This is a genomic window from Streptomyces griseus subsp. griseus (assembly GCF_000720255.1).
Lineage (GTDB): Bacteria > Actinomycetota > Actinomycetes > Streptomycetales > Streptomycetaceae > Streptomyces > Streptomyces griseus_I.
Genome location: NZ_JOJE01000020.1, coordinates 72,158 through 91,361 on the forward strand (window position 1 = coordinate 72,158; position 19,204 = coordinate 91,361).

The following is a 19,204-nucleotide window of genomic DNA, read 5'->3' on the forward strand; positions in this document are numbered from 1 at the left end:
CGCGACCAGTGTCCTCGATACGGTCGAAGTGACCGTCAACTTCTGTCGTGCCCGCACCCCGGCGCGCACGCCCCCGCCCCCACAGGTCTCCCCGCGGCGAGCGGCGACGCGATACCGTGGCGTTCCTTTTCCCCACATGATCCTCGTGGCCGCCCTGGAGGTTCCGTGGTACAGGCGTACATCCTGATCCAGACGGAGGTCGGCAAAGCGTCGACCGTCGCCGAAACGATCAGCAAGATCCCTGGGGTCGTCCAGGCCGAGGACGTGACGGGTCCCTACGACGTCATCGTGCGCGCCCAGGCCGACACGGTGGACGATCTCGGCCGCATGGTGGTCGCGAAAGTCCAACAGGTGGACGGCATCACCCGCACCCTGACCTGCCCGGTGGTGCATCTGTAGCCCCCGTCTACCCTTGGCCGGTGCGAACCTTCCTCCGTCACCGGCCTTTCGGACTGCCCGCGCTCGCTCTGTTGATCGCTGCGGCGGGCTGCTCATCAGCAGACGACAGTGCGTCGGCGGCGGTTCCCAGCCCCTCCTCGAAGACGGTGAGGCTGTGCCGGAACCTGGACGAGGCGCTGCCGTCGAAGGTCGACGGTCAGGATCGCCGGGACCCCGAGCCCGAGTCCGCGCTGACAGCGGGCTGGGGGAACCCGCCGATCATACTGCGCTGCGGTGTTCCGCGACCGCCCAAGATGATCGACCCGAAGATCGCCGAGGGGCACGACCCGGACGCGGTCGCGGGCGGTGTGAACGGGGTCGACTGGCTGATGGAGAAGCAGGACGACGGCGCGTACCGCTACACCACGGCCAGCCGTGAGGCGTACGTGGAGGTCACCGTGCCGAAGGGGCGCGACAGCTCGGGTGCGCTGATCGACCTGGCGCCGGCCGTCAAGAAGGCGATCCCCGAGGGGATCGCCGACTGAACGATGCTGCTCAGGCCTGAGCCCGCCCTCACCTGAGCCCGGTGGAGCGCCTCAGTGCCGCCTGCACCAGCCGGTCCACCAGCTCCGGGTAGCTGATCCCGCTCGCCTGCCACATCTGGGGGTACATCGAGATCGGGGTGAAGCCGGGCATCGTGTTGATCTCGTTGATCACGAACTCGCCGTCCTCGGTGAGGAAGAAGTCCGCGCGGACCAGGCCCTCGCAGGAGGCCGCCTCGAAGGCGTCGACGGCGAGTCGCTGGACCTCTGCCGTCTCCTCCGGCGTCAGCGGGGCCGGCACGATCCCCGGAGTCGAGTCGATGTACTTGGCCTCGAAGTCGTAGTACGCGTGGGCGTCCGGCGGCGGGATCTCGGCCGGGACGGAAGCCCGGGGGCCGTCCTCGAACTCCAGGACGCCGCACTCGATCTCACGGCCCCGCAGCGCCGCCTCGACGAGGATCTTGGGGTCGTGGCGCTGCGCCTCGGCGATCGCCTCGTCCAGCCCGGAGAGGTCGTCGACCTTGGTGATGCCGATCGACGAACCCGCGCGCGCGGGCTTCACGAACAGGGGCCAGCCGTGTTCGCCGGCGAGGTCGACGATCTTCTTGCGGGCGGCCGACTCGTCCTGCTCCCACTCGCGCGGCCGGATCACCACGTACGGGCCCACCTTGAGGCCGAACGACGTGAACACCCGCTTCATGTACTCCTTGTCCTGGCCGACGGCCGAGGCGAGCACGCCCGAACCGACGTACGGGACACCGGAGAGTTCCAGCATGCCCTGCAGGGTGCCGTCCTCGCCGTAGGGGCCGTGCAGCACCGGGAAGACGACGTCGACCTCACCGAGGGCCTTGGGCACGGAGCCGGGCTCGGTGTAGACGACCTCGCGGTTGGCGGGGTCGACCGGGAGCACCACGCCGCCCTCGCCGGACTCGGCGAGTTCCTCGACCTCGGGCGTACGGCGCTCGGTGATCGCCATCCGCTCCGGCGCGTCGGCGGTGAGCACCCAACGCCCCTCGCGCGTGATGCCGATCGGCAGGACCTCGTACTTGGTCCGGTCGATGGCCCGCAGGACGGCGCCGGCGGTGACCATGGAGATCCCGTGTTCGGAGCTGCGTCCGCCGAACACGACGGCCACCCGCGGCTTGCGGGACGACGGCTGCTCAAAGCTCTGGGGCTGGTTCTCGGTGCTCATATCGCGTTGAGAGTACCCGGTGGTAAGGCCCCGAGGCAGCGTGCCCCGGCCGGGTTCGCTCAGCGTCGTTCCGACTTCGCGCTGCGCGACATGAGCTCCTTCAGCGCCACCACCGGGGGCTTGCCCTCGTGCACGATGCCGACGACCGTCTCCGTGATCGGCATGTCGACGCCGTGCCGGCGGGCCAGATCCAGAACGGACTCGCAGGACTTGACGCCCTCGGCGGTCTGCTTGGTGACCGCGATCGTCTCCTGCAGCGTCATGCCCTTGCCGAGGTTGGTGCCGAAGGTGTGGTTGCGCGACAGCGGCGAGGAGCAGGTCGCCACCAGGTCGCCCAGACCGGCGAGTCCGGAGAACGTCAGCGGGTCGGCGCCCATCGCCAGACCCAGGCGGGTCGTCTCGGCGAGACCGCGCGTGATGAGCGAGCCCTTGGCGTTGTCCCCGAGGCCCATGCCGTCGGCGATGCCCACGGCGAGCCCGATGACGTTCTTGACCGCGCCGCCGAGTTCACAGCCCACCACGTCGGTGTTGGTGTACGGACGGAAGTACGGCGTGTGGCAGGCGGTCTGGAGTCGCTGGGCGACGGCCTCGTCGACGCAGGCGACCACGGCGGCGGCCGGCATGCGGGCGGCGATCTCACGGGCCAGGTTGGGACCGGTGACCACGGCCACGCGCTCCGAGGGGACCTTGGCGACGTCCTCGACGACCTCGCTCATCCGCATGGTCGTACCGAGTTCGACCCCCTTCATCAACGACACCAGCACGGTGTTCCGCGCCAGCAGCGGGGCCCACTCGGCGAGGTTGGCGCGCAGGGTCTGGGAGGGGACGGACAGGACGGTGAAGTCGGCGCCCGCGGTGGCCTCGGCCGGGTCCGTGGTGGCCCGCACGTTCCTCGGCAGCTCGACACCGGGGAAGTAGTCGGGGTTCGTCCGCGTGGAGTTGATCGCTTCGGCGACCTCCTCGCGGCGCGCCCACAGGGTGACCTCGCACCCCGCGTCGGCGAGCACCATGCCGAACGCGGTTCCCCACGAACCGGCGCTGAAGACCGCCGCCTTGACCGGGTTGCTCACGTGCCCTGCCCTTCGACCTGGGTACCCGGGGTCTGTGCCGGTGCCTGCGTCTGTGTCTGTGTCTGCGCCTGTGTCCGGCGCCGCTGCTCGACCCGCTCCCGGCGCGGGTCGTAGGGCGTCTCGGGGGCCTTCTCGCCGCGGATCTCCTCCAGCTGGGCGGTGATCGCGGCCATGATGACCTCGGTCGCCTCCTTGAGGACCTCCGCGGTCATCTCCCGGCCGTAGAAGCGCGAGAGGTCCACCGGCGGCCCGGCCAGCACATGGTGGGTCTTGCGGGGGAAGAGCTCGGGCTTCTTGGCGTACGGCGGCAGCAGTTCGTTGCAGCCCCACTGGGCGACCGGGATCACCGGGCACTTGGTCTGCAGGGCCACACGCGCGGCACCCGTCTTGGCGGTCATGGGCCAGCCGTTGGGGTCGCGGGTGAGGGTGCCCTCGGGGTAGAAGGCGACGCACTCGCCGCGCTCCACCGCGTCGATCGCGGCCCGGAAGGCACTGAGCGCGTCCGTGCTCTCCCGGTAGACGGGGATCTGACCGGTGCCACGCATGGCTGCGCCGACGAATCCCTTGCGGAAAAGGGCGCTCTTCGCCAGGAATCGCGGAACCCGTCCGGTGTTGTACTGATAGTGCGCGTACGCGAAGGGATCCACATACGAATTGTGGTTCACCGCGGTGATAAATCCGCCCTCGGCCGGAATGTGCTCCATTCCGCGCCAGTCCCGCTTGATCAGAGCCACCAGCGGCGGTTTGCAGATCACCGCGGCGAAGCGGTACCAGAAGCCGATTCTGCGGCGGGGCACGCGAACACCTTCCTCTAGGGCCTGGGGGCCGCACAAGTGTCACCCCAGGCCGCCGGTCTGTCGAGAACACCGTACGCCCCGACCCCAGGACGACCCGATGGCCCGGGGGACAATGTCCGCGAGAAGAGAGGGACGATACGCCTGTGCAGTGGACCTTGGTCATACCCCTGAAGCCTCTGGCGCAGGCGAAGAGCAGGCTGTCGGACACCGCTGCCGACGGGTTGCGCCCCGGGCTGGCCCTCGCCTTCGCCCAGGACACCGTGGCGGCCGCGTTGGCCGCGCCGTCCGTGGCGGATGTGGCAGTCGTCACCAATGACGCCCTGGCGCGTCGCGAGCTGGCCGCGCTGGGCGCCCGCATCGTCCCCGACGAGCCGGGCAACGGCCTGAACGCCGCTCTGGCACACGCGGCGGCCGCCGTACGGGGATCACGACCCGGAAAGCCGGTGGCGGCCCTGAACGCCGACCTGCCCGCCCTGCGCCCGCTGGAATTGGACCGGACCCTGGACGCGGCCGCGGAATTCCCCCGCGCGTTTCTTCCCGATGCGGCCGCAATCGGCACCACTCTCCTGGCCGCAGGCCCCGGCCATGAATTGCTTCCGGCGTTCGGCACCGATTCCCGGGCCCGCCACCGCGCGTCGGGCGCCGTGGAACTCCCGCTGACGGCGGTGGATTCGGTACGGCAGGACGTGGACACCGGCGACGATCTGCGCGCGGCGCTGGCGCTGGGCGTGGGGCCCAGGACGGCGGCGGCGGCCGCGCGCCTGTTGATCCCCGGGCAGTAGGCTGCCGCCATGCAGGCCACCGCATACACGTACGACCCCGAAACCCGCAGCGGGCAGGTCCTGCTGGACGACGGCACCCCCGTGCCCTTCGACGCGCCGGCGTTCGACGCGGGCGGTCTGAGGCTGCTTCGGCCAGGGCAGCGGGTGCGGATCGAGGTGGAGGGGGCGAAGGGCGACCTCCGCATCACCCTCGTGACACTCCAGACACTCTGAGTGACCGACCCCGAACACGCCGCGGGCCGGGCTCCCGAAGGAGTCCGGCCCGGCGCGTGAGTGCCCTTGTGCCGCCGCGCCCTCAAGACTTGCGGGCGGTGGCCTTCTTGGCGGTGGTGGTCTTGCGGGCCGTCGACCGCTTGGCCGGGGCCTTCTTGGCCGTCGTCTTCTTCGCCGGGGCGCTCTTGGCCGTGGTCTTCTTCGCCGCCGTGGTCTTCGCCGCGGAGGTCTTCTTGGCGGCCGCTCCGGTGGTCTTCTTCGCGGTCGTCTTCTTCGCCGTGCTCTTCTTCGCGGCGGCGGCCCCGGTCGTCTTCTTGGCCGTGGTCTTCTTCGCCGTGGTCTTCTTCGCGGCCGCCGTCCCCCTCGCCGGGGCGGCCTTCCTGGCGGCGGCCTTCTTGACCGTCGCGGAAGCACCGCCGGTCAGGCTGCCCTTCGGCGCCTTCTTCACGGAGACCTCGCCGCCGCGCGGGAGCTTCTTCGTGCCGCTGACCAGGTCCTTGAAGCCCTGGCCCGCGCGGAAGCGCGGAACGGAGGTCTTCTTGACCCGAACCCGCTCGCCCGTCTGAGGGTTGCGGGCGTAGCGGGCCGGACGCTCGACCTTCTCGAACGAACCGAAGCCGGTGACCGAGACCCTCTCCCCCGCGACGGTCGCCCGGACGATGGCGTCCAGGACCGCGTCGACAGCATCGGCGGCCTGCTGGCGGCCACCCATCTTGTCGGCAATCGCTTCTACGAGCTGCGCCTTGTTCACGTCTTCCCCTTCGGAGACATCGCCCGAACGAAAGTGTTCAAGCTTTTCGCACGTTAGGCAGATATATACCGCAAATCAAACACGAAACGGGCTAATCACCCGTTGTGCCGCAGCGAACTCGACTGTCCCGGTCCGTTCAGCGTTCCTCGTCGGGGATTCGTCCCTCGTCCAGGTCCTCCATGAACCGCTCCAGACGCCTTGTCGCATCGGCGAGATCGTGCTTGGCCGCGGCCGTAATGACCAGCAGCTTCCGGGTCAGCGCCATCCGTACGCCCTCCGGGACTTGCAGTGCGCGCACTTTTGCGTGCGCTTCCTTGAGTTGGATCGCGACTGCCGCATAGAGCTCGAGTTGGCCGTCGTGTTCCATGCACAGATTGTGCCATCTGGGGCGAGTTGTCGCCCGCTCAGGGGGCAACTCCTGCCTCGAACGGCCCTCCCGGCGCTGGCGGAAGTCACGTCCTCAACACTCGCGTACCCCGGCAACAAGGCCCCTAACGTGGGAAGTTGGCTCGGGGTGCGGCGGCGGGCGGGGCCGTTCGGGTACAGAAACAGCTGTACCCCCGATCGGGCTGATCGGGGGTACAGCGGGGGTGTTGAGGTGGCCGAAACTCGACTTGCGCCGAGCGATCAAGCCTGTCCGGTCACGCCTGGAGCGTCCGCGGCTTGTACGACGGGCGCTTGGCCTCGTAGGCGGCGATGTCGTCCTCGCTGCGGAGCGTGATGGAGATGTCGTCCAGACCGTTCAGCAGCCGCCAGCGGGAGTTCTCGTCCAGCTCGAAGGGGGCGCTGATGCCCTCGGCGCGCACCTCGCGGTTCTCCAGGTCGACCGTGATCTCGGCCTGCGGGTCCCGCTCGACGAGCTCCCACAGGACGTCCACGACCTTCTGCTCGAGAACCACCGTGAGCAGGCCGTTCTTGAGCGAGTTGCCACGGAAGATGTCGGCGAAGCGGGAGGAGATGACCGCCTTGAAGCCGTAGTTCTGCAGCGCCCAGACGGCGTGCTCACGGGAGGAGCCGGTGCCGAAGTCGGGGCCGGCGACCAGCACGGTCGCGCCCTCCCGCTCGGGCCGGTTGAGGACGAAGGACTCGTCCTTGCGCCAGGCCTCGAACAGCCCGTCCTCGAACCCGTCCCGCGTGACCTTCTTGAGCCAGTGAGCAGGGATGATCTGGTCGGTGTCGACGTTGCTGCGGCGCAGCGGGACGGCCCGGCCGGTGTGCTTGGTGAATGCTTCCATGACTGATCAGACTCCAGCGGGCGTACGGGTGGCGGCGTCGGACAGGTCGGCCGGGGAGGCCAGGTGACCCAGGACCGCCGTCGCGGCGGCGACCTGCGGCGACACCAGGTGCGTACGACCGCCCTTGCCCTGTCGGCCCTCGAAGTTGCGGTTGGAGGTGGACGCGGAGCGCTCACCGGGGGCCAGCTGGTCGGGGTTCATGCCGAGACACATCGAGCAGCCCGCGTGCCGCCACTCGGCGCCGGCCTCCTTGAAGACGACGTCCAGACCCTCGGAGACAGCCTGCAGACCGACCCGCGCGGAGCCCGGGACGACCAGCATGCGTACGCCGTCGGCGACTTTGCGGCCCTTGACGATCTCGGCGGCGGCACGCAGGTCCTCGATGCGGCCGTTGGTGCAGGAGCCTACGAAGACGGTGTCCACGTTGATGGAGCGCAGCGACTGTCCGGCCTCCAACCCCATGTATTCCAGGGCCTTTTCGGCGGCGAGGCGCTCCGAAGCGTCTTCGTACGAAGCCGGGTCGGGGACGGACGCCGAAAGCGGCGCGCCCTGGCCGGGGTTGGTACCCCAGGTGACGAACGGCGACAGCTCGGCGGCCTCGATGACGACCTCGGCGTCGAACTCGGCGTCCTCGTCCGTCTTCAGCGTCTTCCAGTACGCGACGGCGGCGTCCCAGTCCTCGCCCTTGGGCGCGTGCGGGCGGCCCTCCAGGTAGGCGAACGTCGTCTCGTCGGGAGCGATCATGCCCGCGCGGGCGCCGGCCTCGATCGACATGTTGCAGATGGTCATCCGGGCCTCCATCGAGAGCTTCTCGATGGCCTCGCCGCGGTATTCCAGGACGTAGCCCTGTCCGCCGCCGGTGCCGATCTTGGCGATGATCGCCAGGATCAGGTCCTTGGCGGTGACGCCGTCGGGGAGTTCGCCGTTGACGGTGATGGCCATGGTCTTGGGCCGGACCAGCGGCAGCGTCTGCGTGGCCAGCACATGCTCGACCTGGGAGGTGCCGATACCGAAGGCCAGACCGCCGAAGGCGCCGTGCGTGGAGGTGTGGGAGTCGCCGCAGACCACGGTCATGCCCGGCTGGGTCAGACCCAGCTGCGGTCCCACGACGTGGACGACGCCCTGCTCGACGTCGCCGAGCGGGTGCAGGCGGACGCCGAACTCGGCGCAGTTCTTGCGCAGCGTCTCCAGCTGGGCGCGGGAGACCGGGTCGGCGATCGGCTTGTCGATGTCGAGGGTCGGGGTGTTGTGGTCCTCGGTCGCGATGGTGAGGTCGAGGCGGCGCACCCGGCGACCGTTCTGACGCAGACCGTCGAAGGCCTGCGGGCTGGTCACCTCGTGCAGCAGGTGCAGATCGATGAAGAGGAGGTCGGGCTCGCCCTCGGCGCGCCGGACGACGTGGTCGTCCCAGACCTTCTCCGCGAGTGTCCTACCCATCGCTTTCCCTTCGGCCGGAAAAAGGTGCACCGGCCCAACTAGAGATCTTGAGGAGACGGCGACGCCTCCTTTGTGGCGGCTCACCTCCGGTGCGCTCCAGCTGTAGCGCATCCCTGCGGTTCACCGGCTGCCCCTGTGTGTTTCCGGGCGTCCGCCGCCGGGCCCGTCGGTCTGCGGGCCGCTGTGTATTCCAGGGTGGCGCGTTCCACGGAAAATTGAACTTGCGTTTCACAGAGTGAGACGCGAGTATCGTTTCATGGACAACAGTAGCGGCGTCGGCGTTCTGGACAAGGCGGCCCTCGTCCTGAGCGCTCTGGAGTCCGGTCCGGCCACCCTCGCGGGTCTGGTCGCGGCCACCGGACTGGCACGACCCACGGCCCACCGTCTGGCCGTGGCTTTGGAACACCACCGTATGGTGGCGCGCGACATGCAGGGCCGTTTCATTCTGGGCCCGCGTCTGGCCGAGCTGGCCGCGGCCGCCGGCGAGGACCGCCTCCTCGCGACCGCGGGCCCGGTGCTCACCCACCTCCGTGACATCACCGGCGAGAGCGCGCAGCTCTACCGCCGCCAGGGCGACATGCGCATCTGCGTCGCCGCGGCGGAGCGCCTGTCCGGACTTCGGGACACGGTCCCGGTCGGCTCGACGCTCACGATGAAGGCGGGCTCCTCGGCCCAGATCCTCATGGCCTGGGAGGAGCCCGAGCGCCTGCACCGGGGCCTCCAGGGCGCCCGCTTCACGGCGACGGCCCTGTCGGGCGTGCGGCGCCGCGGCTGGGCCCAGTCCATCGGCGAGCGGGAACCGGGCGTCGCGTCCGTCTCCGCGCCCGTACGAGGCCCCTCCAACCGCGTCGTGGCCGCGGTCTCCGTCTCCGGCCCCATCGAACGCCTCACCCGCCACCCCGGCCGCATGCACGCCCAGGCGGTCATCGACGCGGCAGCCCGCCTGTCGGAGGCGCTGCGCCGCACGGGCTGAGGATCACCATCGAGGAAGAGGCGGCCTCAACGCCGCGGCAGCCTCTTCCCCGACGGCAGGTCGACCCACTCAGGGGCGCGGGGCTGTATCGACATGCGGCTCCGCCGCGCGGGCGCGACAAGCCACGCACCACCCGCACCCGCCGTACAACCACGCCCCCGGCGCCTACGCGCCCCGCCGGTGCGCGAACCGCTCCTTCGCCCGCCGCCCCCGGCGCTCGACCGGCAACACCCCCGTGGCTGCCGCGAGGCCGAAGGGCGGCATGTCGACGTAGATCGCCTCGTAGGACCCCTCGGGCACGACGTACGTCTCGTGCCACAGCCCCACGTGCCCGCGCACCTTCCCCGCCCGCTCCTTGCGGTTGATGATCGACCACGCCCGGTGATGGAACATGTCGGGCGAGGTCGCGTACGCGTACAGCTTCTCCTTGGACTCCCAGTACTGGACGACGTAGTACGTCCGCGGCGAGGCCGTCAGCAGTACGCGCCCCAGCAGCCCCCGGTCCTTGTCCCGCGTCAGCTCCGCCAGCATGCGCAGCATCGCCAGGATGACCGGCACCCACTGGTGCACCGCCCAGAAGTGGTTGACGCGCATGCCGATCAGCAGGACCACCACATCCCCCTCGGCAGCCGCGGTCGTACGACCCCGCACCGGTTTCGCGAACATGACGGCCCCCCGTGTCCTCATCGGATAGCGGCACTATCGTCTGCAGCGATGCTTGGATAGTGGCACTACCCAAAGGAAGGCGCAAGAGATGCGACTGGCGGAGCTGAGCGAGCGCAGCGGGGTGTCCACGGCGACGATCAAGTACTACCTGCGCGAAGGGCTGTTGGCGCCCGGCCGCCAGATCAACACCACCACGGCCGAGTACGACGAGGAGCATCTGCGCCGGCTGCGTCTGGTCCGCGCGATGATCCAGGTCGGCCGGGTGCCGGTGGCCACCGTCCGTGAGGTGCTGCGGCATGTCGACGACGATTCCCTGGGCCGCACGATCCGTCTCGGCGCCGCGCTGTGGGCACTTCCGCAGATTCCCGAGCCGGACACGGAGGACGAGTACGTCCGGGCCGCGCACGGTGAGACGGAGCAGCTGCTGGACACCCTGGGCTGGTCGAACGCCAAGGCGCTGGTCACCATCTCGCCCGCCTATCGCTCACTGGTGGTGGCGGTGGCGGCACTGCGCCGGCTCGGCTACGACTGGAGCCCCGAACTCCTCACGTCCTACGCCCGGTTGATGCACCAGGCAGCCGTCCTCGATCTGGACTTCATGGAGACCCACCCGACGGAGGCCGAGAAGGTGGAGGTCGCGGTCCTGGGAGCGGTCCTCGTCCAGCCGATGCTGCAGGCCCTGCACCGGCTGGCGCAGGAGGAGGAGTCGGCGCGGCGGTACGGCTTCGAGTAACGGCGAAGGCCCTCCACCGAAGTGGAGGGCCTTCCCTTTGTGTACCCCCGACCGGATTCGAACCGGCGCTACCGCCTTGAGAGGGCGGCGTGCTAGGCCGCTACACAACGGGGGCGTGGACACTGCGTTTCCGCAGGTCCGAGCTGGTCTACCTGGACTCGAACCAAGACTAACTGAACCAGAATCAGTCGTGCTGCCAATTACACCATAGACCAATGTGGTTTAGACCAGTCCGTACCCCCGACCGGATTCGAACCGGCGCTACCGCCTTGAGAGGGCGGCGTGCTAGGCCGCTACACAACGGGGGCCCTAGCGATCCCGAGTTGATCGAGATCAGTACCCCCGACCGGATTCGAACCGGCGCTACTGCCTTGAGAGGGCAGCGTGCTAGGCCGCTACACAACGGGGGCGGGTGCAGATGAGCTCTGCGAGCTGGCCTACCTGGACTCGAACCAAGACTAACTGAACCAGAATCAGTCGTGCTGCCAATTACACCATAGGCCACTGGAACGCAAGCCCCTGAGGGGATCTTGTTCTAGCTTGCACCTCCGGCTCCGGCCTTTCGGCTCGCTGCCCGGCGGCGCAGGAAGAACATTACCCGAAGGTGGACGGGGCTCCAAAACGACTATCCGTGCCGAGGATCGCGGGAAGTTCGGCGAGGGAGGCGATGCGGTGGCGTCCGGAGGGCAGTTCGACGGTGGCCGTGCCGCCGTAGCGATCGATCCACACGGAGAGCAGACCGGCGTCGGCGGAACCCTGCCCGTCGATCTCCGGGTGGTCGCCGACGTACGCCACCTCGTGCGGAGGCAGGCCGAGGGCCTCGCAGGCCGCGAGGAAGGCGGCGGCCTCCGGCTTGGACACGCCGAGCTCGGCGGCGCACAGGATCGCCTCGAAGCGGTCGTGGACACCGAGGACGCGCAGCTTGTGGTCCTGGACGTGGATGCTGGAGTTGGAGAGCACCGCGTGCCGGTGGCTGACGGCCAGCGCGTCCAGCACGGGCAGGACGTCCGGGAAGAGGGCCCAGGCGGCCTCGTAGTGGCCGATGTAGCGCTGGAACCAGTCGTCGGCCTCGGCATCGGTCATCCGTCGGCCCAGGAAGACCCGTACGCGGTCGCGACGCTGCTCCTCCCAAGTGAGCTCGCCGGCGGAGAAACGCGCCCACTGCCGGTCGGTGACCTCGCGCCACCGGACGAGGGCGGCCTCGGGCGTGTCGTACCCCTCCAGCAGGCCTTCGGCGGACAGGTGGCCGCGCATGCCCTCACGGTCCGCGGTGGTGTAGTCGAAGAGGGTGTCGTCAACGTCCCAGACCACGGCACGGATGCTCATGGGTCGACGGTAACCCGAAGGCCCGGAGTACGTCCGGGGAACGGCGAAGGGGCGGCGCCCGTCGCCCGGGTGCCGCCCCTCATGTCACGCGCGTGTGCGTTACGCCGTCAGCCTGGCCAGCGCCGCGTCGACACGGGCCAGCGCCTTCTCCTTGCCGAGGACCTCGAGGGACTCGAACAGGGGCAGCCCGACCGTGCGGCCGGTCACGGCGACACGGACGGGGGCCTGGGCCTTGCCGAGCTTGAGGCCGTGGGCCTCACCGGCGGCCAGGACGGCCTCCTTGAGAGACTCCGGGGAGCTCCAGTCGGCCGCGTCGAGCTTCTCGCGGGCGGTGCGCAGCAGGGCGTCGCTGCCCTCCTTCATCGCCTTCGTCCAGCTCGCCTCGTCGAAGACCGGCTCCGGCAGGAACAGGAAGTCGACGTTCTCCGTGATCTCGGAGAGCACCTTCAGGCGGGTCTGGGCGTGCGGGGCGATCGCCAGCCACTTGGTCTCGTCGAAGTCCTCCGGCGCCCAGGGCGCGAACGGGGCCTTCAGCCACGGGCCGCAGCGCTCCGTGAAGTCCTTCACATCCAGCAGGCGGATGTGGTCGGCGTTGATCGCCTCGCACTTCTTGAGGTCGAAGCGGGCCGGGTTGGGGTTCACGTCCTTGATGTCGAAGGCCGCGACCATCTCGTCCGTCGTGAAGATGTCCTGGTCGGCGGAGAGCGACCAGCCAAGGAGCGAGAGGTAGTTGAGCAGGCCCTCGGGCAGGAAACCGCGCTCCCGGTAGAGGTTGAGGGACGACTGCGGGTCGCGCTTGGAGAGCTTCTTGTTGCCCTCGCCCATCACGTACGGCAGGTGTCCGAACTCCGGGGTCCGCTTGGCGATGCCCAGCTCGGTCAGCGCCTTGTACAGGGCGATCTGGCGCGGGGTGGAGGAGAGCAGGTCCTCGCCGCGCAGGACGTGGGTGATCTCCATCAGGGCGTCGTCGACCGGGTTGACCAGGGTGTACAGGGGCGCGCCGTTGGCGCGGACGATCCCGTAGTCCGGGACGTTCTCCGGTGTGAAGGTCAGCTCGCCGCGGACCAGGTCGGTGAAGGTGATCGTTTCGTCGGGCATCCGGAAGCGGACGATCGGCTCGCGGCCCTGGGCCGTGTACTCCTCGACCTGCGCACCGGTCAGGTCGCGGCAGTGGCCGTCGTAGCCGGACGGCTTGCCGGCGGCGCGGGCGGCCTCACGGCGGGTGTCCAGCTCCTCCTGGGAGCAGTAGCAGTGGTAGGCGTGGCCGGTGTCCAGGAGTTTGGCCGCGACGTCCTTGTACAGGTCCATGCGCTGCGACTGGCGGTACGGGGCGTGGGGGCCGCCGACCTCGGGGCCCTCGTCCCAGTCGAAGCCCAGCCAGCGCATCGAGTCGAGCAGCTGCCCGTAGGACTCCTCGGAGTCGCGGGCCGCGTCGGTGTCCTCGATGCGGAAGACCAGCGTGCCCTGGTGGTGCTTGGCGAACGCCCAGTTGAACAGGGCGGTGCGGACCAGGCCCACGTGGGGGTTGCCGGTGGGCGACGGACAGAAACGGACGCGGACGGGTACGGGGGAGCCTGATGCGCTAGCCACGCTTGACAACCTTGTTGGTGAGAGTGCCGATGCCTTCGATGGTGACGGCGACCTCGTCGCCGACGTTGAGGGGGCCGACCCCTGCCGGGGTGCCCGTGAGGATCACGTCGCCGGGGAGCAGTGTCATGGCCTCGGTGATGTTGACGATCAGGTCCTCGATGGAGTGGATCATCTCGCTGGTGCGGCCGAGCTGGCGCTGCTGGCCGTCGACCGTGAGCTGGATGGTCAGGTCGGAGGGGTCCAGGTCTGTCTCCACCCAGGGGCCGAGCGGGCAGGCGGTGTCGAAGCCCTTGGCCCGGGCCCACTGCTTCTCGCGCTTCTGGACGTCGCGGGCGGTGACGTCGTTGGCGCAGGTGTAGCCGAAGATCACGTCCTTGACGCGCTCCCGGGGGACCTCGCGGCACATGCGGCCGATCACCACGGCCAGCTCGGCCTCGTGGTGGAGTTCCTCGGAGAAGGACGGGTACTGGATCTGGTCGCCGGGGCCGATGACCGAGGTCGAGGGCTTGAAGAAGGCGAACGGGGCGTCGGGCACCTCGTTGCCCAGCTCCCGCGCGTGCTCGGCGTAGTTGCGGCCGAAGGCGACGACCTTGTTGGGGAGCACCGGCGGCAGGAGCCTGACCTTGCTCAGCGGGACCTTCGTACCGGAGAGTTCGTGGTCCGCGAAGGGGATGCCCTTGATGATGTCGAGAACGAGCTCGTCCTGCTTTTCGCCCTCGACCGCGCCGAAGGCGACGTTCCCGTCGATGGAGAACCTGGCGATGCGCACGGGTTGCTTGGCCCCTTGACTGAGCTGGCTGGAGTCTGACGCTCCAGGCTAACGCGGCAGGGGCGCCGCGCCGCGCGCATTACCGCCCGGCACGGACCAAGGGCGCCCCGGGATCGGGGCGCCCTTGAGGTTTCGTGTCCGGCCGTCTTGAGCAGGAGACGGCCCGTGCGCGTACTACTCCGCGGCGGTGGCGGCGACCGGGGCCTCCATGAGGACGGTGCGCCGAGGGTTGGCGGTCTGCGAGGGGAGGTCGACGGAGTGCTCCGGCAGTTCCGGCGTCTGCAGTGCGTCGGCGTCCTCGAGGTGCACCAGCGTCGTGCGTCGCGGGTTGGCTATCGTGCGGAACATCGTCGTCGTCTTCACGGTTGTACTGACCCTGTCGTGCTCGGGCGCCTGGAAGGTCCAAGGACCTTCGCCTCGGCGCGGGTTGTCGGATTTGCGATCTCTGTAAAGCGTCAGGCTAGACACGCCATTCCCCGCGAGGACGCGAAGGGCTCATGATCACTGTGTGAGTTTCCTCACGATTCCATGGCCAAACCGGTCAATTCAGGCCCTCAACCGACCGCAACGAAACGGACATTGACACCCTGAAGCCGTCATTCCGCTCCTGATCATGGCGACTGGGACACCAGCCGAGTCGAGTCGATAAGGTGCTGAAAGTCCGTTATGAAGGAGATCGGCCGCTACGGCTTGCAACGGACCCCTCACGCGGTGTCATGGATGTCACAGCCTGGACAACTGGCCTTGTTGGAGATCCTGCACTGTGCTGGAATCTCACGGACCGCCGCAGGATCGAGCCGGCGCGCAGGGGGCGCTCAGCAGCGCCGAGTGGCGGCGAGATAGGGGGAACCAGCGCCGGTCACTCACGACCACCCGGGGAACGTATTCAGGACGTTCCCCAAGACGCCGACACCCGTCCTTCCGTTCACCCGGAGGGGCGCCTGGTCCAGAGGTTGCGACGCTAGTGCAGGGACGTTTCAAGAGGGATGGCAGCGCTTCGGCGGAGCCGGAGCCGCAAGGCGGGACTGGCCCCATGAATGGCAGCTCCGCGCCCCAGCACGCCCAGAACCCAGGCCCGGCCCCGTCCGGCGACGGCGGTGAGCGTGCTGGTCGCCCCGGCGCGTCCACGGCGCCGAACCCCTCGGCATCGACGGTGAAGCCGCCGAGCGGGCCCAGCGGCCCCGGCTCGCGAATAGCTCTGCGCAACTGGCGCATCTCCACGCGTCTGGTGGCGCTGCTCACGCTGCCCGTGGTCGCGGCCACCACCATGGGCGCCCTGCGCATCAACCAGTCCATGGACGACATCCAGCAGCTCGACAACATGAAGCTGCTGACGGACATGACCAAGCAGGCCACCGAACTGGCCGCCGCGCTCCAGGAGGAGCGCGACCAGTCCGCCGGTCCGCTCGCGCACGGCTCGACGTCGACGAAGTACACGATCAAGGGCTTCCGGGACAAGACCGACCGGGCCTCCGAGAACTTCATCAACGCCTCCGAGGAGATCGACGCCTCCAGCAAGGACGGCAACCTCCAGGGCGTCCGCGAGAGCCTGGTCGGCCTCGTCGGCGAGATCGGCAACATCGCCAAGATCCGCAACACCGCCTACCAGTCCAAGGGCAACTCCACGCAGACGGTCGAGGCCTACCACCGCCTCATCACCCATCTGCTGGAGCTCTCCCAGGACATGGCAGAGGCCACCAGCAACCCCGAGATGATCAGCCGCACCCGCGCGCTGTCCGCGTTCTCCTCCGCCAAGGAGTACGCGTCCATCCAGCGCGCGGTGCTCGCGGCCGCGCTGCCCGCCAGCAACACGACCTACGGTGACCTCTCCGACAACGACCGGCTCTACGCCGAGTCGGCCCTGGAGAGCGAGGAGTCCGAACTCTCCAGCTTCCGCAGCATCTACGGCGACGAGGGCGCCGAGGAACTGCTCAAGCCCATCGAAGAGGGCAACCCGACCATCGAGGCGGCCGACACCTACGCGACCCGCGCCTTCAACCAGGGCGGTCTGCAGTCGCTGGACAAGCGGTCGTACAAGGACTGGGTGGACGACTCCTCGACCAAGATCGAGGAGATGCGGAAGATCGAGCACACGCTGCTCGACGACATGGAGCAGAAGGCGCGCGAGCTGCGCAGCGAGTCGGAGCGCGAAGCGATCATCTCCGGTGCGCTGATCCTGCTCGTGCTCGGCGTGTCGCTGGTCGGCGCGTTCGTCGTGGCCCGCTCCATGATCCGCTCGCTGCGCCGCCTCCAGGAGACCGCCACCAAGGTCGCCCAGGACCGCCTGCCCGAGCTGGTCAAGCAGCTGTCCGAGTCCGACCCGCAGGACGTCGACACCTCCGTCGAGTCCGTCGGTGTGCACTCCCGGGACGAGATCGGCCAGGTGGCCGCGGCCTTCGACGACGTGCACCGCGAGGCGGTACGCCTCGCCGCCGAGCAGGCCCTTCTGCGGGGCAACGTCAACGCGATGTTCACCAACCTCTCGCGCCGCTCCCAGGGCCTCATCCAGCGCCAGCTGTCGCTGATCTCCGAGCTCGAGTCCCGCGAGGCCGACCCGGACCAGCTGTCCTCGCTGTTCAAGCTCGACCACCTCGCGACGCGTATGCGCCGTAACGGTGAGAACCTCCTCGTCCTCGCGGGTGAGGAGCCCGGCCGTCGCTGGACCCGCCCGGTCCCGCTGGTCGACGTGCTCCGCGCCGCCGCGTCCGAGGTGGAGCAGTACGAGCGCATCGAACTGTCCGCCGTGCCGACCACCGAAGTGGCCGGCCGCGTGGTCAACGACCTCGTGCACCTGCTCGCCGAGCTGCTCGAGAACGCGACCTCCTTCTCCTCGCCGCAGACCAAGGTCAAGGTCACCGGTCACGCGCTGCCCGACGGCCGCGTCCTGATCGAGATCCACGACACCGGTATCGGCCTCTCCCCCGAGGACCTCGCGGCGATCAACGAGCGGCTCGCCTCGCCGCCCACCGTGGACGTCTCCGTCTCCCGCCGCATGGGCCTCTTCGTGGTCGGTCGTCTGTCGCAGCGCCACGGCATCCGCATCCAGCTGCGCCCGTCCGACTCCGGTGGTACGACCGCGCTGGTCATGCTGCCCGTCGACGTCGCCCAGGGCGGCAAGAAGCCCCAGCCCAAGCCGGGCCAGGGCGGCTCCGGCGGCCCGGCCGCCGCGCAGGCCGCCGCCGGTGCGGCCGCGGCCCGTCGCCAGGCCGGTCAGGCCGGTGGTGGTGCCCTCGGTGGTGGCGCCTTCGGCGGAGGCGCGCCGGGTGGTGCCCTCGGTGGTGCTCCCGCACCCGGTGGCCGTCTCGCCCCCGGTCAGGGCCCGCGGGCCGCGCTGCCCGGTGCGGGCCAGGGCGGACACCCCGGTGCTCCGGGTGGTCCGCGCGGACCGCAGAACCCGCCCGCCCCGCAGCAGGGCCGGCCGGCTCCGGCCGGTGCGGGCGCCTTCGGCCAGGCGCCGGGTGCGCCGCAGGGCCTGCAGGCGGCCGGTACCGGCGCGCCGGGCCAGGACGCCTTCGCGCCCCGCAACCCCGTCGCCCCGCAGCGCTCCGGCAACGGCAACGACAGTGAGCAGCAGGGCGGCCGTACGCGCCGTCGGCCGCAGCTCCCCGGCCGCGGTGGACCGCGCGCCGAGCTGCCGGGCGGCGACCAGCAGCAGCCGCGCACGCCGAGCTGGGGCGACGAGAACGCGCAGCCTCCGGTGCCGCGTGCCTCGCTGGACGCCCCGCGCGGCCACGAGGAGCCGGACGTCTCGCAGACCGCGCCGATGCCCCGCGTCGACGACCGGTACGGTCCGGGCTCGACCTCGGAACTCCCCGCGGTCCCCCGGCTCGACGACCGCCAGGGCCCCGGCTCCCGCCAGGACTTCAACCGCCCGGGTGCGAACGCGCCGCAGGGCACGGGCCAGTTCCCGCGCCCCGACGCCGATGCCCAGCGCCCCGGCGCGGACGGTTCGCAGGACAGCGGCCAGTTCGTCCGCCCCGACGTCTTCGGCACCGGCGGCACGGGCCGGTCCCCCGCTCAGCAGGGCTACGACAACGGCTCCACCGGCCAGTTCCCCGCTCAGCAGGGCTACGACAACGGCTCCACCGGCCAGTTCCCCGCGCCGGGCTATGACGGCCCGTCCACGCCCGGACGGCAGAACCCCGCCTCCACCGGGCAGTTCGAGCGCCCGCAGGTCAACGGTTCCACCGGTGGCTACGGCTACCCGCAGCCGTCGGCGCCGCAGCGGCCCGCCGCCCGCCCCGAGCCGGAGGCTCTGCCGCCGGCCACCGGTCCGGGTGACGGCCGTACCCCGCTGTACGACACGCTGGAGACCAACTGGTTCCACGGTGGTCAGCAGTCGGGCGGCAACAGCGGCGGCAACAACAGCAACGGTGCGGCGCAGGCCCCCCAGCAGCCGGCACCGGCCGCGCCCGCGCCCGCCGCGCCCCAGCGTCCCGCCGCGCCCTCGGGCTGGCGGACGTCTCCCAATGACGAGCTGGTCCGGCAGGCCGAACGCGTCCGCCAGCCGGCCGCGGGCGGCATCACCACCTCCGGCCTGCCGCGCCGGGTGCCCCGGGCGAACCTGGTCCCGGGCACGGCTCAGCAGCAACAGCACCAAACCGGTCCGCAGGTCTCGCGTGCGCCTGACGACGTTCGCGGCCGGCTGACCAATCTCCGTCGGGGTATCGCGCAGGGTCGCCAGGCCGGCAACGGCCAGACCGGCAGCTTCCCGAGCCCCACTCACCAGCAGGAGCGTTAGTTGAGCCAG

19 protein-coding genes and 5 tRNA genes are annotated in these 19,204 nt (G+C 69.9%); 7 read left to right on the plus strand and 17 right to left on the minus strand.

Features of this window, described 5'->3' with window-relative positions:
- Positions 1–165: 165 nt before the first annotated feature.
- Positions 166–399, plus strand: a complete 234-nt coding sequence (locus IG99_RS25700; RefSeq protein ID WP_037677600.1) for an Lrp/AsnC family transcriptional regulator — start codon at positions 166–168, stop codon at positions 397–399.
- Positions 400–419: 20 nt separating this feature from the next.
- Positions 420–923, plus strand: coding sequence for a DUF3515 domain-containing protein (locus IG99_RS25705; protein WP_037677601.1), 504 nt, complete (start codon positions 420–422; stop codon positions 921–923).
- 28 nt (positions 924–951) lie between these two features.
- On the opposite strand, the gene IG99_RS25710 is transcribed toward IG99_RS25705, so the two are convergent.
- Genes IG99_RS25710 through IG99_RS25720 form a run of 3 tightly spaced genes read right to left on the minus strand, consistent with a single transcriptional unit; the run spans position 952 to position 3,979 of the window.
- Positions 952–2,112, minus strand: coding sequence for a D-alanine--D-alanine ligase family protein (locus IG99_RS25710; RefSeq protein ID WP_037677603.1), 1,161 nt, complete (start codon positions 2,110–2,112; stop codon positions 952–954).
- A 59-nt stretch (positions 2,113–2,171) separates the two neighbouring features.
- Entirely contained in the window at positions 2,172–3,182 is a 1,011-nt protein-coding gene (locus IG99_RS25715; RefSeq protein ID WP_037677605.1) for an NAD(P)H-dependent glycerol-3-phosphate dehydrogenase, read from the minus strand.
- The gene (locus tag IG99_RS25720; protein WP_037677606.1) at positions 3,179–3,979 is read right to left on the minus strand and encodes a lysophospholipid acyltransferase family protein; all 801 of its coding nucleotides are present in this window, start codon (positions 3,977–3,979) and stop codon (positions 3,179–3,181) included. The genes IG99_RS25715 and IG99_RS25720 overlap by 4 nt, the downstream gene beginning before the upstream one ends.
- Positions 3,980–4,122: 143 nt before the next feature.
- Between IG99_RS25720 and cofC the strand changes: the two genes are divergently transcribed.
- Both cofC and IG99_RS25730 read left to right on the plus strand, forming a co-directional pair.
- Positions 4,123–4,761, plus strand: coding sequence for a 2-phospho-L-lactate guanylyltransferase (cofC, locus tag IG99_RS25725; RefSeq protein WP_037677608.1), 639 nt, complete (start codon positions 4,123–4,125; stop codon positions 4,759–4,761).
- 9 nt (positions 4,762–4,770) lie between these two features.
- Entirely contained in the window at positions 4,771–4,974 is a 204-nt protein-coding gene (locus tag IG99_RS25730) for a hypothetical protein (protein WP_037677609.1), read from the plus strand.
- Positions 4,975–5,056: 82 nt separating this feature from the next.
- Here IG99_RS25730 and IG99_RS25735 read toward each other — a convergent pair whose 3' ends face one another.
- From IG99_RS25735 to leuC, 4 genes are all read right to left on the minus strand, one after another.
- Positions 5,057–5,725 (minus strand): HU family DNA-binding protein, encoded by a 669-nt coding sequence (locus IG99_RS25735; protein ID WP_037677611.1) that lies wholly within the window; start codon positions 5,723–5,725, stop codon positions 5,057–5,059.
- Positions 5,726–5,861: 136 nt separating this feature from the next.
- Positions 5,862–6,092 (minus strand): SCO5555 family protein, encoded by a 231-nt coding sequence (locus tag IG99_RS25740; RefSeq protein ID WP_037677613.1) that lies wholly within the window; start codon positions 6,090–6,092, stop codon positions 5,862–5,864.
- Between the two features lie 274 nt (positions 6,093–6,366).
- The gene (leuD, locus tag IG99_RS25745) at positions 6,367–6,960 is read right to left on the minus strand and encodes a 3-isopropylmalate dehydratase small subunit (RefSeq protein WP_037677614.1); all 594 of its coding nucleotides are present in this window, start codon (positions 6,958–6,960) and stop codon (positions 6,367–6,369) included.
- Between the two features lie 6 nt (positions 6,961–6,966).
- Entirely contained in the window at positions 6,967–8,397 is a 1,431-nt protein-coding gene (gene leuC / locus IG99_RS25750; RefSeq protein WP_037677616.1) for a 3-isopropylmalate dehydratase large subunit, read from the minus strand.
- 256 nt (positions 8,398–8,653) lie between these two features.
- Here leuC and ndgR point away from each other — a divergent pair, with 256 nt between their 5' ends.
- Complete coding sequence (ndgR, locus tag IG99_RS25755; RefSeq protein ID WP_007384919.1) at positions 8,654–9,370, plus strand: IclR family transcriptional regulator NdgR; 717 nt, start codon at positions 8,654–8,656, stop codon at positions 9,368–9,370.
- 165 nt (positions 9,371–9,535) lie between these two features.
- On the opposite strand, the gene IG99_RS25760 is transcribed toward ndgR, so the two are convergent.
- Entirely contained in the window at positions 9,536–10,036 is a 501-nt protein-coding gene (locus IG99_RS25760) for a DUF4188 domain-containing protein (protein WP_037677618.1), read from the minus strand.
- 88 nt (positions 10,037–10,124) lie between these two features.
- On the opposite strand from IG99_RS25760, the gene IG99_RS25765 reads away from it, so the two are divergent.
- Positions 10,125–10,769, plus strand: a complete 645-nt coding sequence (locus IG99_RS25765; protein ID WP_037677620.1) for a MerR family transcriptional regulator — start codon at positions 10,125–10,127, stop codon at positions 10,767–10,769.
- 42 nt (positions 10,770–10,811) lie between these two features.
- On the opposite strand, the gene IG99_RS25770 is transcribed toward IG99_RS25765, so the two are convergent.
- From IG99_RS25770 to IG99_RS25810, 9 genes are all read right to left on the minus strand, one after another.
- Positions 10,812–10,884 (minus strand) — tRNA-Glu (locus tag IG99_RS25770).
- 28 nt (positions 10,885–10,912) lie between these two features.
- Positions 10,913–10,984, minus strand: a tRNA-Gln gene (locus tag IG99_RS25775).
- 20 nt (positions 10,985–11,004) lie between these two features.
- Positions 11,005–11,077: transfer RNA gene (locus IG99_RS25780), tRNA-Glu, on the minus strand.
- A 29-nt stretch (positions 11,078–11,106) separates the two neighbouring features.
- Positions 11,107–11,179 (minus strand) — tRNA-Glu (locus IG99_RS25785).
- Between the two features lie 22 nt (positions 11,180–11,201).
- Positions 11,202–11,273: transfer RNA gene (locus IG99_RS25790), tRNA-Gln, on the minus strand.
- 90 nt (positions 11,274–11,363) lie between these two features.
- On the minus strand, positions 11,364–12,095 hold the full coding sequence (locus IG99_RS25795; protein ID WP_037677621.1) for an HAD family hydrolase: 732 nt from the start codon (positions 12,093–12,095) through the stop codon (positions 11,364–11,366).
- Positions 12,096–12,194: 99 nt separating this feature from the next.
- Positions 12,195–13,685: a glutamate--tRNA ligase gene (gltX, locus tag IG99_RS25800; RefSeq protein ID WP_078947903.1), complete on the minus strand. Its 1,491-nt coding sequence runs from the start codon at positions 13,683–13,685 to the stop codon at positions 12,195–12,197.
- Positions 13,678–14,454 carry a fumarylacetoacetate hydrolase family protein gene (locus IG99_RS25805; protein WP_037677624.1) on the minus strand — a complete coding sequence of 259 codons (777 nt, stop codon included), beginning with the start codon at positions 14,452–14,454 and terminating at the stop codon, positions 13,678–13,680. Before IG99_RS25805 ends, gltX begins: the two co-directional genes overlap by 8 nt.
- Positions 14,455–14,628: 174 nt before the next feature.
- On the minus strand, positions 14,629–14,817 hold the full coding sequence (locus IG99_RS25810; protein ID WP_037677626.1) for a hypothetical protein: 189 nt from the start codon (positions 14,815–14,817) through the stop codon (positions 14,629–14,631).
- Between the two features lie 601 nt (positions 14,818–15,418).
- On the opposite strand from IG99_RS25810, the gene IG99_RS25815 reads away from it, so the two are divergent.
- On the plus strand, positions 15,419–19,195 hold the full coding sequence (locus IG99_RS25815; RefSeq protein WP_037677628.1) for a sensor histidine kinase: 3,777 nt from the start codon (positions 15,419–15,421) through the stop codon (positions 19,193–19,195).
- Positions 19,196–19,204 lie beyond the last annotated feature (9 nt).

Coding starts and splice junctions, on each gene's coding strand:
- IG99_RS25795 (WP_037677621.1), bottom strand. CDS start 12,095: ATGAGCATCCGTGCCGTGGTCTGGGACGTTGACGACACCCTCTTCGAC.
- ndgR (WP_007384919.1), top strand. CDS start 8,654: ATGGACAACAGTAGCGGCGTCGGCGTTCTGGACAAGGCGGCCCTCGTC.
- leuC (WP_037677616.1), bottom strand. CDS start 8,397: ATGGGTAGGACACTCGCGGAGAAGGTCTGGGACGACCACGTCGTCCGG.
- IG99_RS25760 (WP_037677618.1), bottom strand. CDS start 10,036: ATGTTCGCGAAACCGGTGCGGGGTCGTACGACCGCGGCTGCCGAGGGG.
- IG99_RS25765 (WP_037677620.1), top strand. CDS start 10,125: ATGCGACTGGCGGAGCTGAGCGAGCGCAGCGGGGTGTCCACGGCGACG.
- IG99_RS25710 (WP_037677603.1), bottom strand. CDS start 2,112: ATGAGCACCGAGAACCAGCCCCAGAGCTTTGAGCAGCCGTCGTCCCGC.
- IG99_RS25740 (WP_037677613.1), bottom strand. CDS start 6,092: ATGGAACACGACGGCCAACTCGAGCTCTATGCGGCAGTCGCGATCCAA.
- IG99_RS25730 (WP_037677609.1), top strand. CDS start 4,771: ATGCAGGCCACCGCATACACGTACGACCCCGAAACCCGCAGCGGGCAG.
- leuD (WP_037677614.1), bottom strand. CDS start 6,960: ATGGAAGCATTCACCAAGCACACCGGCCGGGCCGTCCCGCTGCGCCGC.